Source organism: Pseudomonas sp. GNP013, from assembly GCF_054343995.1.
In genome coordinates this window covers 157,195-169,694 of record NZ_JBTGUT010000001.1, presented here as the reverse complement: position 1 = coordinate 169,694, position 12,500 = coordinate 157,195, and the positions used below count along the sequence as shown (strand labels likewise).

General features: G+C 60.0%; 14 protein-coding genes. 9 read left to right on the top strand and 5 right to left on the bottom strand.

Going from position 1 to position 12,500, the window contains the following annotated elements:
- Positions 1 to 370 precede the first annotated feature (370 nt).
- Entirely contained in the window at positions 371 to 1,570 is a 1,200-nt protein-coding gene (gene tyrS, locus ACXX81_RS00745) for a tyrosine--tRNA ligase (RefSeq protein WP_209985422.1), read from the bottom strand.
- A gap of 209 nt (positions 1,571 to 1,779) precedes the next feature.
- Here tyrS and ACXX81_RS00740 point away from each other — a divergent pair, with 209 nt between their 5' ends.
- Both ACXX81_RS00740 and ACXX81_RS00735 read left to right on the top strand, forming a co-directional pair.
- Positions 1,780 to 3,189: a peptidoglycan DD-metalloendopeptidase family protein gene (locus tag ACXX81_RS00740; protein WP_322212045.1), complete on the top strand. Its 1,410-nt coding sequence runs from the start codon at positions 1,780 to 1,782 to the stop codon at positions 3,187 to 3,189.
- A 3-nt stretch (positions 3,190 to 3,192) separates the two neighbouring features.
- Positions 3,193 to 4,284 (top strand): anhydro-N-acetylmuramic acid kinase, encoded by a 1,092-nt coding sequence (locus ACXX81_RS00735; RefSeq protein ID WP_458571073.1) that lies wholly within the window; start codon positions 3,193 to 3,195, stop codon positions 4,282 to 4,284.
- A gap of 90 nt (positions 4,285 to 4,374) precedes the next feature.
- Here ACXX81_RS00735 and erpA read toward each other — a convergent pair whose 3' ends face one another.
- Positions 4,375 to 4,725 carry an iron-sulfur cluster insertion protein ErpA gene (erpA, locus tag ACXX81_RS00730; protein WP_003176443.1) on the bottom strand — a complete coding sequence of 117 codons (351 nt, stop codon included), beginning with the start codon at positions 4,723 to 4,725 and terminating at the stop codon, positions 4,375 to 4,377.
- Positions 4,726 to 4,888: 163 nt separating this feature from the next.
- Entirely contained in the window at positions 4,889 to 5,923 is a 1,035-nt protein-coding gene (gene argC, locus ACXX81_RS00725; protein ID WP_209985429.1) for an N-acetyl-gamma-glutamyl-phosphate reductase, read from the bottom strand.
- A 134-nt stretch (positions 5,924 to 6,057) separates the two neighbouring features.
- Here argC and hemJ point away from each other — a divergent pair, with 134 nt between their 5' ends.
- From hemJ to coq7, 6 genes are all read left to right on the top strand, one after another.
- Positions 6,058 to 6,486: a protoporphyrinogen oxidase HemJ gene (gene hemJ, locus ACXX81_RS00720; protein ID WP_003232547.1), complete on the top strand. Its 429-nt coding sequence runs from the start codon at positions 6,058 to 6,060 to the stop codon at positions 6,484 to 6,486.
- A 24-nt stretch (positions 6,487 to 6,510) separates the two neighbouring features.
- A complete protein-coding gene (locus ACXX81_RS00715; protein WP_458571072.1) occupies positions 6,511 to 7,461 on the top strand; it encodes an NAD(P)H-dependent flavin oxidoreductase in 951 nt (316 codons plus the stop codon).
- Positions 7,462 to 7,529: 68 nt separating this feature from the next.
- Positions 7,530 to 8,486, top strand: coding sequence for a DUF805 domain-containing protein (locus tag ACXX81_RS00710; protein ID WP_458571071.1), 957 nt, complete (start codon positions 7,530 to 7,532; stop codon positions 8,484 to 8,486).
- A 63-nt stretch (positions 8,487 to 8,549) separates the two neighbouring features.
- The gene (locus ACXX81_RS00705; protein WP_209985437.1) at positions 8,550 to 9,338 is read left to right on the top strand and encodes an SDR family NAD(P)-dependent oxidoreductase; all 789 of its coding nucleotides are present in this window, start codon (positions 8,550 to 8,552) and stop codon (positions 9,336 to 9,338) included.
- Between the two features lie 45 nt (positions 9,339 to 9,383).
- The gene (locus ACXX81_RS00700; protein ID WP_057006693.1) at positions 9,384 to 9,722 is read left to right on the top strand and encodes a histidine triad nucleotide-binding protein; all 339 of its coding nucleotides are present in this window, start codon (positions 9,384 to 9,386) and stop codon (positions 9,720 to 9,722) included.
- A 118-nt stretch (positions 9,723 to 9,840) separates the two neighbouring features.
- Positions 9,841 to 10,488 carry a 2-polyprenyl-3-methyl-6-methoxy-1,4-benzoquinone monooxygenase gene (coq7, locus tag ACXX81_RS00695; protein ID WP_209985439.1) on the top strand — a complete coding sequence of 216 codons (648 nt, stop codon included), beginning with the start codon at positions 9,841 to 9,843 and terminating at the stop codon, positions 10,486 to 10,488.
- 28 nt (positions 10,489 to 10,516) lie between these two features.
- Here coq7 and ACXX81_RS00690 read toward each other — a convergent pair whose 3' ends face one another.
- Positions 10,517 to 10,939, bottom strand: a complete 423-nt coding sequence (locus ACXX81_RS00690) for an OsmC family protein (protein ID WP_003210947.1) — start codon at positions 10,937 to 10,939, stop codon at positions 10,517 to 10,519.
- A 215-nt stretch (positions 10,940 to 11,154) separates the two neighbouring features.
- Here ACXX81_RS00690 and crp point away from each other — a divergent pair, with 215 nt between their 5' ends.
- Positions 11,155 to 11,799 (top strand): cAMP-activated global transcriptional regulator CRP, encoded by a 645-nt coding sequence (crp, locus tag ACXX81_RS00685; RefSeq protein ID WP_209985442.1) that lies wholly within the window; start codon positions 11,155 to 11,157, stop codon positions 11,797 to 11,799.
- Here the strand turns inward: crp and ACXX81_RS00680 are convergent.
- Positions 11,796 to 12,491, bottom strand: a complete 696-nt coding sequence (locus ACXX81_RS00680) for a lipoate--protein ligase family protein (RefSeq protein ID WP_458571070.1) — start codon at positions 12,489 to 12,491, stop codon at positions 11,796 to 11,798. The genes crp and ACXX81_RS00680 overlap by 4 nt on opposite strands.
- Positions 12,492 to 12,500: the final 9 nt, after the last annotated feature.

The window sequence follows — 12,500 nt, the reverse complement described above, 5'->3', positions numbered from 1 at the left end:
CAACCGAGGCGCGCATTCTACAGCAGCCTCATTTGCTGTCAAGTGATTATTTTCAGAAGCTTTCGAAGAATTCTTCAACAACTTCAACCACTTGCGCTTCCGATCTCTCGTCAGCGGGAGGCGAATTCTACAGCGTTACACGCTGCTGTCAACACCTCTTTTTCTCCGCTTTCGACCGAGAAGATCGAAACGTTAATAGCGCCAAACAACACCGCACTATCAACTTCTTCTGGACTTCGATGAACTGAAGCAACTCGCTGTCGAATCTTGCATAACTACTTGTTTACCAAGGAGTTTTCCGTTTCGACTGCGCCGGAAGTGGGGCGAATTATAGACAGATATAATTCGCCGTCAACACTTAATTTCAGGTTTATTCGGCTTTGAGCGTAATACGCGCAAATGCCTTCTTTCCAGCCTGGCAAACGTGAGTAGCGCCCAGCTCATACATAAAGGTGCGATCAACAACCTCACCGTCTATACGCACACCACCGGACCCCAGCAGATCACGCGCAACCGCAGAGTTCTTCACCAAACCTGCCTTATTAAGGACAGCCGCCACGGGCATCGCCTCTGCAGCAGTCAACTCGATCTCCGGCAGGTCATCCGGCAGCTCGCCATCCTTCATGCGGTTACCTGCCGCACGATGAGCATTGGCCGCAGCCTCCTCACCGTGGAACCGCGCAACGATTTCCTCCGCCAGCTTGATCTTCACATCCCGTGGATTGGCGCCCGCCTCGACTTCAGCCCGCAGCCCATTGATCTCATCCATGGAACGGAAGCTCAACAGCTCGAAGTAGCGCCACATCAGCGCATCCGGGATCGACACCAGCTTGCCATACATCACCCCTGGCGCTTCCTGAATACCCACATAGTTACCCAAGGACTTGGACATCTTCTTGACACCATCCAACCCCTCCAGCAACGGCATGGTCAGAATGCACTGAGCCTCCTGCCCATACGCGCGCTGCAACTCGCGCCCCATCAGCAGGTTGAACTTCTGATCGGTACCCCCCAGCTCAACATCCGCGCGCAACGCTACCGAGTCATACCCTTGAACCAACGGGTAAAGGAACTCATGAATGGCAATAGGCTGATTGGTGGAGTAACGCTTGTCGAAATCATCGCGTTCAAGCATGCGCGCCACCGTGTACTGGGACGTCAAGCGAATGAAGTCCGCCGGCCCCATCTGATCCATCCAGGTGGAGTTGAACGCAACTTCGGTCCTGGCCGGATCAAGAATCTTGAACACCTGAGTCTTGTAGGTCTCGGCATTATCGAGTACCTGCTCGCGAGTCAGCGGAGGGCGCGTGGCGCTCTTGCCACTCGGATCCCCGATCATCCCGGTGAAGTCACCTATAAGGAAGATGACCTGATGCCCCAGCTCCTGAAACTGACGCAGCTTGTTAATAAGCACGGTATGACCCAGGTGCAGATCCGGCGCCGTGGGATCAAAGCCAGCCTTGATACGCAGGGGTTGACCACGCTTGAGCTTTTCGATCAGCTCGGCCTCGACCAACAGTTCTTCCGCACCACGTTTTATCAGCGCTAGCTGCTCTTCAACCGACTTCATAACAGACCCGCAAGGCTCAGATTCAAAAGGGAACCAACCATACAAGATCAGGGACTAATTACAAGTTTTGCCCTGCGCACGGACACCGTTCAGCAAGCCCAGCGTTCGCGAGCTTGCGCCACAGATGATTTGGTTATATTTTATACAGTTATTTCATCTTCATCATGTCATTCATCTTTTCCATTTCATCTTCAAAGTCAAAATTACCTATGACCACTGAACCGTCTAAAGCGCCACCGCTTTACCCGAAGACCCACCTGCTCGCCGCAAGTGGTATCGCCGCCCTTCTTAGCCTGGCACTCCTGGTATTCCCTTCCAGTGACGTAGAAGCCAAACGAACCTCCCTGAGCCTTGAGCTGGAAAGTCCCGCTGATCAACTGACACAAGATCAAGACGCTTCCGACGCGCAACAAGCCACAAACGTTCCGACAGAATCGCCATTTGCCCAGATAGAAAACACCCCGGAAGATACCCGGCAGGCCGAGGCAAAGCCTGCGGCAGACAGCATCAAGAACCCGCTACACCGCGAAGTGATCGTGGCCAAAGGCGACACGCTTTCCACTCTGTTCGAAAAGGTCGGCCTTCCTTCCGCCACCGTTGGCGAGGTATTGGCCACAGACAAACAGGCCAAGCAATTCACCCAACTCAAGCGCGGTCAGAAGCTTGAGTTCGAACTGACTCCAGACGGCCAGTTGAACAACCTGCACACCGCTCTCAGCGACCTGGAAAGCATCAGCCTGAGCAAAGGCGCCAAAGGTTTTGCATTCAATCGAGTCACCACCAAACCAGTGATGCGCTCTGCCTACGTGCACGGCGTGATCAACAGCTCTCTATCGCAGTCAGCGGCACGCGCGGGCCTGTCCCACAGCATGACGATGGACATGGCCAGCGTGTTCGGCTACGACATCGACTTCGCCCAGGACATCCGCCAGGGTGACGAATTCGACGTGATCTACGAGCAGAAAGTCGCCAATGGCAAAGTGGTGGGCACCGGCAACATTCTCTCCGCACGCTTTACCAACCGCGGTAAAACCTACACCGCCGTGCGCTACACCAACAAACAGGGCATCAGCAGCTACTACACCGCCGATGGCAACAGTATGCGCAAGGCGTTCATCCGCACACCGGTGGACTTCGCTCGTATCAGCTCGCGCTTCTCGATGGGTCGCAAGCATCCCATCCTGAACAAGATTCGCGCGCACAAAGGTGTCGACTATGCGGCCCCCCGCGGCACGCCCATCAAAGCGGCAGGTGACGGCAAGGTCTTGCTGGCAGGGCGTCGTGGCGGCTACGGCAACACCGTGATCATCCAGCACGGCAACACCTACCGCACCCTGTACGGCCACATGCAAGGCTTCGCCAAAGGCGTCAAGACCGGCGGTTCGGTCAAACAGGGCCAGGTGATTGGCTACATAGGGACTACCGGCCTGTCCACCGGCCCGCACTTGCACTATGAATTCCAGGTCAACGGCGTGCACGTCGATCCATTGGGCCAGAAGCTGCCGATGGCCGACCCGATCGCCAAGGCCGAGCGAGCGCGCTTCATGCAGCAGAGCCAGCCACTGATGGCGCGCATGGATCAGGAACGCACCACCTTGCTCGCCTCGGCGAAGCGTTAAGGTATGCCGCGCTATATAGGTGTGATGTCCGGAACCAGCCTCGATGGCCTGGACGTCGCGCTGATCGAACAGGACTCGGCGATCAACCTGATCGCCACCCATTACATCCCTATGCCGGACACCCTGCGCGCCGAGTTGCTCAGCCTGTGCGCCAGTGGCGCGGACGAAATTGCCCGCTCGGCCATCGCCCAACGGCACTGGGTGGAGCTTGCCGCTCAGGGCATCCATGCATTGCTGGATCAGCAAAACCTCAAGCCTCAGGATATTCGCGCGATTGGCAGCCACGGCCAGACCATTCGTCACGAACCCGCACGGGGCTTCACCGTACAGATAGGCAACCCGGCGCTGCTGACCGAGCTCACCGGCATCACCGTGGTCAGCGACTTCCGCAGCCGTGACGTGGCCGCCGGTGGCCAGGGCGCGCCCCTCGTACCCGCGTTCCACGAAGCGCTGTTTGGCGAACGAACCGGCAACCGTGCGGTGTTGAATGTGGGAGGCTTCAGCAACCTCAGCCTGATCGAGACGGGCAAACCTGTAGCCGGTTTCGACTGCGGACCGGGCAACGTGCTGCTGGATGCGTGGATCCACCAGCAACAAGGCGAGCACTTTGACCGTGACGGCCAATGGGCAGCCAGTGGCAAGGTAGAGCCAGCGCTACTCAGCGCGCTGCTCAGCGATCCGTTCTTCCTGACCCGAGGCCCGAAAAGTACCGGTCGAGAAGTATTCAACCTGCCATGGTTGCAACAACACCTGGCACGGCTGCCCGCCTTCCAGCCCGAGGATGTGCAGGCGACTTTGCTGGAGCTGACGGCTCTGACCATTGTCGAGTCCCTGCAGGCAGCTCAACATCAGACCGAAACCCTGCTGATCTGCGGCGGCGGCGCCCATAACGCCACGCTGATGAAGCGCCTGGCCGCCCTGCTTCCCGCCACCCAGGTCAGCAGCACCGCCGTCTATGGCGTCGACCCGGACTGGGTGGAGGCCATGGCGTTCGCCTGGCTGGCCCACTGCTGCCTGGAGGGCATCGCCGCCAATCGCCCGAGCGTCACCGGCGCCCGTGGGTTGCGAGTACTGGGCGCAATCTACCCCGCCTGACTGCTCCGCAAAACCGACAGACAGCAAAACGCCGCTTGGCCGATCAAAGCCAAGCGGCGTTTTTGTACGCGATGCAGACTCGGTTATCGATCAGATCGAAAACGAAGAACCGCAACCACAGGTCGTGGTCGCGTTAGGGTTCTTGATCACGAAACGCGAACCTTCCAGACCTTCCTGATAATCCACTTCGGCACCTGCCAGGTACTGGAAACTCATCGGGTCCACGACCAGGCTCACGCCCTCGCGCTCGACGATGGTGTCATCGTCGGCCACATCTTCATCGAAGGTAAAACCATACTGAAACCCTGAACAACCGCCGCCCGTAACAAATACGCGCAGCTTCAAGCGATCATTACCCTCTTCATCGACCAGGCTCTTCACCTTGTGCGCAGCACCGTGGGTAAATTGCAAAGCCGTGGGGGTGAAGGATTCAACGCTCATGCTGATAATCTCCCGGCGTAACGCCGTCATATGCGTAATGACCGGCATTATCCGCTTCTCCTAGAAAAGCGGTCAACTATTGTTACGGTATATCAATCGGCAACGCGCTCATAAAAACACAAAAGGCCCGATTAGCGGGCCTTTGCGTATCTACAGCAAAGACTCAAGGCAACATGCCCGCGTGGGAAAGACCCAGCTTCTCATCCAGACCAAAGAGGATGTTCATGTTCTGCACCGCCTGGCCCGACGCCCCCTTGACCAGATTGTCGATCACCGACAGCACCACCACCAGGTCGCCATCCTGCGGACGGTGTACCGCAATCCGGCACACATTGGCACCGCGCACACTGCGGGTTTCCGGATGACTGCCAGCCGGCATGACATCGACGAACGGCTCATTGGCATAGCGCTTTTCAAACAGTGCCTGCAGATCGACCGAGCGATCGACCACGGTTGCGTACAGCGTGGAATGAATACCGCGAATCATCGGCGCGAGGTGCGGCACAAAGGTCAGGCCCACGTCCTTGCCCGCTGCCCGGCAGAGGCCCTGGCGGATTTCCGGCAAATGACGATGCCCTTTAACGGCATAAGCCTTCATGCTTTCTGCGGTCTCGGAGTACAGCGAACCTACCGCCGCTCCACGACCGGCGCCGCTCACTCCCGACTTGCAGTCTGCGATCAGGCGCGAAGCGTCGGCCAGCCCGGCTTCCAGCAACGGCAGAAAGCCCAGTTGGGTTGCGGTCGGGTAGCAACCTGGCACCGCAATCAAGCGGGCTTGCTTGATCTGCTCACGATTGACTTCCGGCAGGCCATACACCGCCTCCTCCAGCAACTGCGGCGCGCCGTGCGGCTGGCCATACCACTTGGCCCATTCATCGGCGTCCTGCAGGCGGAAGTCGGCGGAGAGGTCGATGACCCTGGTACCGGCGGCCAGCAGTTCGCCGGCCAACGCATGGGCAACCCCGTGAGGGGTGGCAAAAAACACCACGTCACAGGCGCCCAGGGTCTTGACGTCCGGCACGCTGAACGCCAGGCCGTCGTAATGGCCGCGCAGGTTAGGGTACATATCGGCCACGGCCAGGCCGGCCTCGGATCGAGAGGTGATGACCACCACCTCAGCCTGCGGATGCTGAGCCAACAGACGCAGCAATTCGACACCGGTGTAACCCGTGCCGCCGACGATACCGACCTTGACCATAACCCTGCCCTCAACGAACCACTGGAAAGCCGTCGATAATAGGGGTCGTATCGCCCTGCGACAACCGTCAACGTGACGTATGGGCGCATCAGCCACTACTATCTTCCCTACCGTGAACCTGGGAATAACTAGAAATGCTCTATCTATGGATCAAAGCCTTCCACATCATCAGCATCGTCTGCTGGTTTGCCGGGCTGTTCTACCTGCCGCGCCTGTTCGTCTACCACGCTCAAAGCGAGGACACCGTCAGCAAGGAACGCTTCAGCGTCATGGAGCGCAAGTTGTACCGCGGCATCATGGGGCCGGCGATGATTGCCTCCCTGGTCTTTGGCATCTGGCTGATCGTCCTCAACCCGGGCATCTTTCAATCCGGCGGCTGGATCCACGCCAAGCTGACCCTGGTAGTGCTGCTGATCGGCTATCACCATATGTGCGGCGCGCAGGTAAAACGCTTCGCTCGTGGTGAAAACACTCGCAGCCACGTGTTTTATCGCTGGTTCAACGAAGTGCCTGTGCTGATGTTGCTGGCCATCGTAATTCTGGTCGTGGTCAAACCGTTCTAACTTCAATCACTCGGAGTTGCGCCAATGTCACTGCCCGCCTTGCTCGAACAGCGTCTGCACCTACCCCTGGTGGTAGCGCCGATGTTCCTGATCTCCAACCCGCAACTGGTACTGGCGTGTTGTCGCAACGGGGTGGTCGGCAGTTTCCCGGCGCTCAACCAGCGTGAAAGCAGCGGCTTCAAGGCCTGGCTGGAGGAAATAGAAGCGGGCCTGGCGCAGTTCGATAACCCCGCGCCGTACGCCGTGAACCTGATCGTGCACAACAGCAACCCACGGCTGCAGGCCGACCTCGCGATCTGCGTCGAACACAAGGTCCCCATCGTCATCACCAGCCTCGGTGCGGTAAAGGAGCTCGTGGACGCCGTGCACAGCTACGGCGGCCTGGTGTTCCACGACGTCACCACCCGGCGCCATGCCGAAAAGGCCGCCGAAGCAGGTGTCGATGGTTTGATCGCCGTGGCCGCAGGCGCCGGAGGCCATGCCGGCACCTGGAGTCCTTTCGCGCTGATTGCCGAAATTCGTCAGTTCTTCGACAAAACCCTGCTGCTGGCCGGCTGCCTCAACCATGGCCACGAAGTGCTCGCCGCGCAAATGCTGGGCGCAGACCTGGCCTACCTCGGCACACGCTTTATCGGCACCACCGAAAGCCATGCTCCGGATGCCTATAAAGAGATGCTGCTCACATCACACGCCGCCGACATCGTGCACACTCCGGCTGTTTCCGGTGTGCCCGCAAGCTTCATGCGCCAGAGCCTGGAAAACGCCGGCTTCGACCTCACGGCCCTGCAAGGCAAAGGCGGCTCCACGCTCAAGCCGTTGAGCGACGAGGCCAAGGCCTGGAAGACCTTATGGTCCGCCGGCCAGGGTGTCGGCGAGATCAATGATCTGCCCGGCGTCGATGAACTCGTTGCGCGCCTGGATGCCGAATACCGCACGGCGCGCGAGCAGGCCGCACAGTTGCGCTGGCCACGCTGATACACTCGCCGGGCCCGCCGATAAAGCAGGCCGGCCCACCTTCCCTTACAACTGACAAGGATGCCCGCATGAGCGACAACCGTTTCAAGATTGTGTTTGACGGAGCCCTGCTCCCGGGTGTCGAAAGCACCACTGCCAAGCTGAATCTGGCCGAGTTGTTCAAGAGCGATGTGGCTGCGATCGAGAAGCTCTTCACCGGCCGCCCGGTTGCGCTCAAACGCGACCTGTCGCGTGCCGATGCCGAGACCTACCTCACCGCCCTGAAGAATGCCGGGATCGATGCCCGCATCGAGGCCGAGCAACCCGTCGCCTTCAGCCTCGCTGAAACCCATGAAACCGGCTCTAAAGACTTCTCCAGCCCGGCCACTTCACCCTACGCGCCACCACGCGCCGCCGTCGGTGATGACCTGCCGGAATTTGCCGACCTGAAGGTGTTCACCATCAATGGTCGCATCGGGCGCCTGCGCTACCTGGCCTGGACGTTGGTGCTGACCCTCGCCATGCTGGTGGCCGGCGGCATCATCAGTACCGCCAGTTTCGCCGTGGCGACCGCCTCGCCGACAGCGGCCATCATTCTCGGTGGTGTGCTGGGTTTTGCGCTGTTTGTCGCACTGGTCGTGGTCAGCGTGCAGATCGGTGTGCAGCGCCTGCACGACCTGGGCTGGTCCGGCTGGCTGTACCTGCTCAACCTGGTGCCGCTGGTCAACAGCGTGTTCCCGCTGCTGATGCTGGTACTGCCAGGTAACGCAGGCGCCAACCAATATGGCGCACCGCCTCCGCGCAACTCCACCGCGGTCAAAGTCCTCGCGACCCTGTGGCTGGCGTTCATTCCGGTGATGCTGGCTATCGTGGTGACCTTGGGCATGAACGGCTACCTTGACCAGCTTGAGGCCAACATGGACAGCAACTATGAAAGCAGTTCGATCACCACCGATGAAGCCGGCGACCAGAGCGTCATCATGGAGGATGAAGACGCGCAAAGTGCTGACGATGCAGGCGAACCTGTAGACTCTCCGGAACAGTAAAGAAACGCCCGCCGCTTGTGACGCCTCCGTCACAGGCCCGGCGGCGTTGCGATGGAGAAAGGCATGACCCGTTACGCTCTGATCACCGGTGCCTCCAGCGGCATCGGCCTGGCCCTGGCCGAAGCCCTGGCGCGGCGTGGCCGCAGCTTGATTCTGGTGGCCCGCCAGCGTGATCAGTTGGAAAGCATTGCACTGGAATTGACTCAACGCTTTGGCGTCGAAGTGCTGTTTCGAGCCTGCGATCTGGGCGAGCCACTGCGCTTGTCCGGCTTTTTGCTGGAGCTGGAAGAAGGCGAGCGGCAGATCGACCTACTGGTCAATTGCGCCGGCATCGGCACCAGCGGGCCGTTCCTGGCCCAGGACTGGATGACCGAGCAGGACCTGATCGAAGTCAACATCCTCGCCCTCACCCGCCTGTGTCACGCATTGGGCAACGCCATGGCACTGCAGGGCGGCGGGCAGATTCTGAATGTGGCGTCCGTCGCGGCGTTCCAGCCCGGCCCGTGGATGAGCAGCTATTACGCCAGCAAGGCCTATGTGCTGCACTTCTCCGAAGGCTTGCGCGAAGAACTCAAAACCTGCGGCATCAACGTGTCCGTGTTGTGCCCCGGCCCCACGCGCACCGCATTCTTCGGCACAGCACAAATGGACACCGCCAGGCTCGACCGCAGCCAGCAACTGATGAGCCCCGAAGAAGTCGCGCTGTACACCGTGCGCGCCCTGGAAAAAAACAAAGCCATCATCATTCCCGGGCGACGCAATCGCTGGCTGACGTTCAGCCCGCGTCTGAGCCCGCGCTGGCTGACGCGCAAGATCGCCGGCGCAATCAACAAGGCCTATTGCCTGCGCTGACCGCCTGGGTACACTCACCCGCACATCAATAAGGGAGAAACAGCTGTGGATACTCTGTTCACCAAGATCATCAACAGAGAAATACCTGCCAACATCATCTACGAGGATGACCAGGTTCTGGCCTTCCACGATATCGCACCGCAGGCGCCGGTACATTTTCTGGTGATTCCGAAAAAACCCGTCCGCACCCTGAACGACCTGACCGAGGACGACAAGGCGCTGGCTGGCCATATCCTGTTCACAGCTCAACGCCTGGCGCTGGAACTGGGCTGTGAGGAAGGGTTTCGGGTGGTCATGAACTGCAACGAGATGGGCGGCCAAACCGTTTATCACATCCATATGCATGTGCTGGGTCAGCGCCAGATGAACTGGCCGCCGGGCTGAAACAGCCTGTTTGGGGAGGTCATGGCCGCTGGCCGCGACCTCGTGCCCCAGACTGCACGCAAACGCTTCACTCTCTCTTGCGGTAGACTGGCCGCTGAGATTTTTCCCGGAGGTCTGCATGACTACCCAACGTCACTACTCGCCGATTGACCGCCTGCTGCTGCAAGCCGACACCGCCATGCGCACGCTGCTGCCCTTCAGCGGCCAGCCTCACCGCCCCTCGCCGGCCATCGTGCAGCCCGATGCCCAGATGAGCGCGACCGAGACCCGCCATGTCGCCGGCCTGATGCGCATCAACCATACCGGCGAAGTGTGTGCCCAGGCGCTGTACCAGGGCCAGGCCCTGACCGCCAAGCTGCCGCAGGTGCGCGCCGCGATGGAGCATTCGGCCGAGGAAGAAGTCGACCACCTGGCCTGGTGCGAGCAACGCATCCGCCAGTTGGGCAGTCATCCCAGCGTGCTCAATCCGCTGTTCTATGGTTTGTCATTCGGCATCGGCGCTGCCGCCGGCCTGATCAGCGACAAGGTGAGCCTGGGCTTCGTCGCCGCCACCGAGCATCAGGTGTGCAAGCATCTGGATGAGCACCTCGAGCAATTGCCGGCAGAGGACGAAAAATCCCGGGCAATCCTCGAACAGATGCGCATTGATGAAGCCCTCCACGCGGACAGCGCGTTGGATGCCGGCGGTTTTCGCTTCCCGGCGCCGGTACGATTCGGCATGGGCCTGCTGGCCAAAGTCATGACCAAAAGCACCTACCGTATCTAGCAGGAGCGAGCGTGCTCGCTCCTGGCGCTCAACCCAGTTCGATAATCTCGTAATCATGGGTGATGGCCACGCCGGCCGCACCCAGCATGATCGACGCCGAGCAATACTTCTCAGCCGACAGCTCGATGGCCCGCTTGACCTGGGCCTCCTTCAGCGCCCGCCCCTTCACCACAAAATGCATGTGAATCCTGGTAAACACCTTGGGATCTTCCGTGGCGCGCTCGGCCTCCAGAAACGCCTCGCAGCTCTCCACCGCCTGACGGGACTTTTTCAGGATACTGACCACGTCGAAATTGCTGCAGCCGCCCACGCCCAGCAGCAGCATTTCCATCGGCCGCACGCCGAGGTTGCGGCCGCCCGCTTCCGGCGGACCGTCCATCACCACCACATGGCCGCTGCCCGATTCACCGAGGAACATGGCTTCGCCCGCCCATTGGATGCGTGCCTTCATCGCCCAGACTCCACTGCTAAAAAAGGGTCGCCAGCTTAGCACAGGGCCCGGCAGCGGCAGCGTTTGGCGCGAATGCGATCAATAAAAACGTTTACCCGATAAATTCGCTAATCGAGACAGAATGTGTCTGGTAAGCTGGCGCCAATTCGATGGCGTATTGCCACTGTCGGAGAGCATAACTTCAATTCCTTAGCGTCGCCTTTCGGGAAACAACCATGGTTGCCCTTACTCCCACACCCAAGATCAAGAATCTCGACAAGCTGTTGATGCATTGCCAGCGCCGGCGCTACCCGGCCAAGCACAACATCATCTGCGCCGGCGAACGCTCCGAAACACTGTTTTTCATCATCAAGGGCTCGGTCACTATCCTGATCGAGGACGACGACGGCCGCGAGATGATCATCGCCTACCTCAACACCGGCGATTTCTTCGGCGAGCTGGGCCTGTTCGAACAAGCCGGAAAGGAACAGGAACGCAGCGCCTGGGTACGCGCCAAGGTCGAATGCGAAGTCGCCGAGATCAGCTACACCAAGTTTCGTGAACTGTCCCAACAGGACCCCGACATCCTGTATGCCCTGAGCGGTCAGATCGCCCAGCGTCTGCGCGACACCACGCGCAAGGTCGGCGACCTGGCATTCTTCGACGTCACCGGCCGCGTGGCCCGGTGCCTGCTGGAGTTGTGCAAACAACCCGATGCCATGACCCACCCGGATGGCATGCAGATAAAAGTGACGCGCCAGGAGATCGGACGCATTGTCGGCTGTTCACGGGAAATGGTCGGTCGCGTACTCAAGGACCTGGAAGAACGCAACCTGGTGCACGTCAAAGGCAAGACGATGGTGGTGTTCGGCACGCGTTAAGCGGGCATGAAACCGGCGAGCATCTGACGGTACAAAGTGTCGAGCCGGCCGATGGCATCGGGCGCGGCAAAGGCTTCATGCAGGGCAATATGGCTGTCGGTGCGCACCCGCTGCTCCAGGCCACAGGCTTGATTGAAACGGTTGACTGCCGCAATCAATGCCTCGCGATGGTCATCCAGTAGTAACGCGCCGTGTACCAATCCCAGCGGGCGACCGCCGCTTTGCCGCCAGCGCTGGGCGGTGCCAACCATCTTGCGACCGTTGAGGTTGACGTTGTAACGCCCGTCGCAGAAGGCGCCATCGACTTCACCCACACTGGCATCACCGCCCAGCTCGATCAGCACGTCGCAGATCGGCTGGCACAAACGCTGATAACCGGTTTCGATTCGCCCCTGGTCTCCTTCGCTGCGGGGTGGCGCGTAGACCAGTGCGATATTCACCGTGGCGCCCGACTGCGGCACCGGCTCGCCGCCGGTTTCGCGCAGCAGCACCGGCCAACCGGCCTGCGCCGACACCTCGCTCGCCGCCGCGAACGCCGGCAACCGGCTCAAGCGACGCGGCATCACCAGCGCCTGGTCGGTGGGCTGCCAGAACAGCAACCCGAATGCCTGCTCGCCTGCGCAAACGGCTGCCAGCAAATCCTGCTCGGCGGCAAGGCCGGCCTCAACAGTCATCGCCATCGGTTGAATCATGCGCCCATC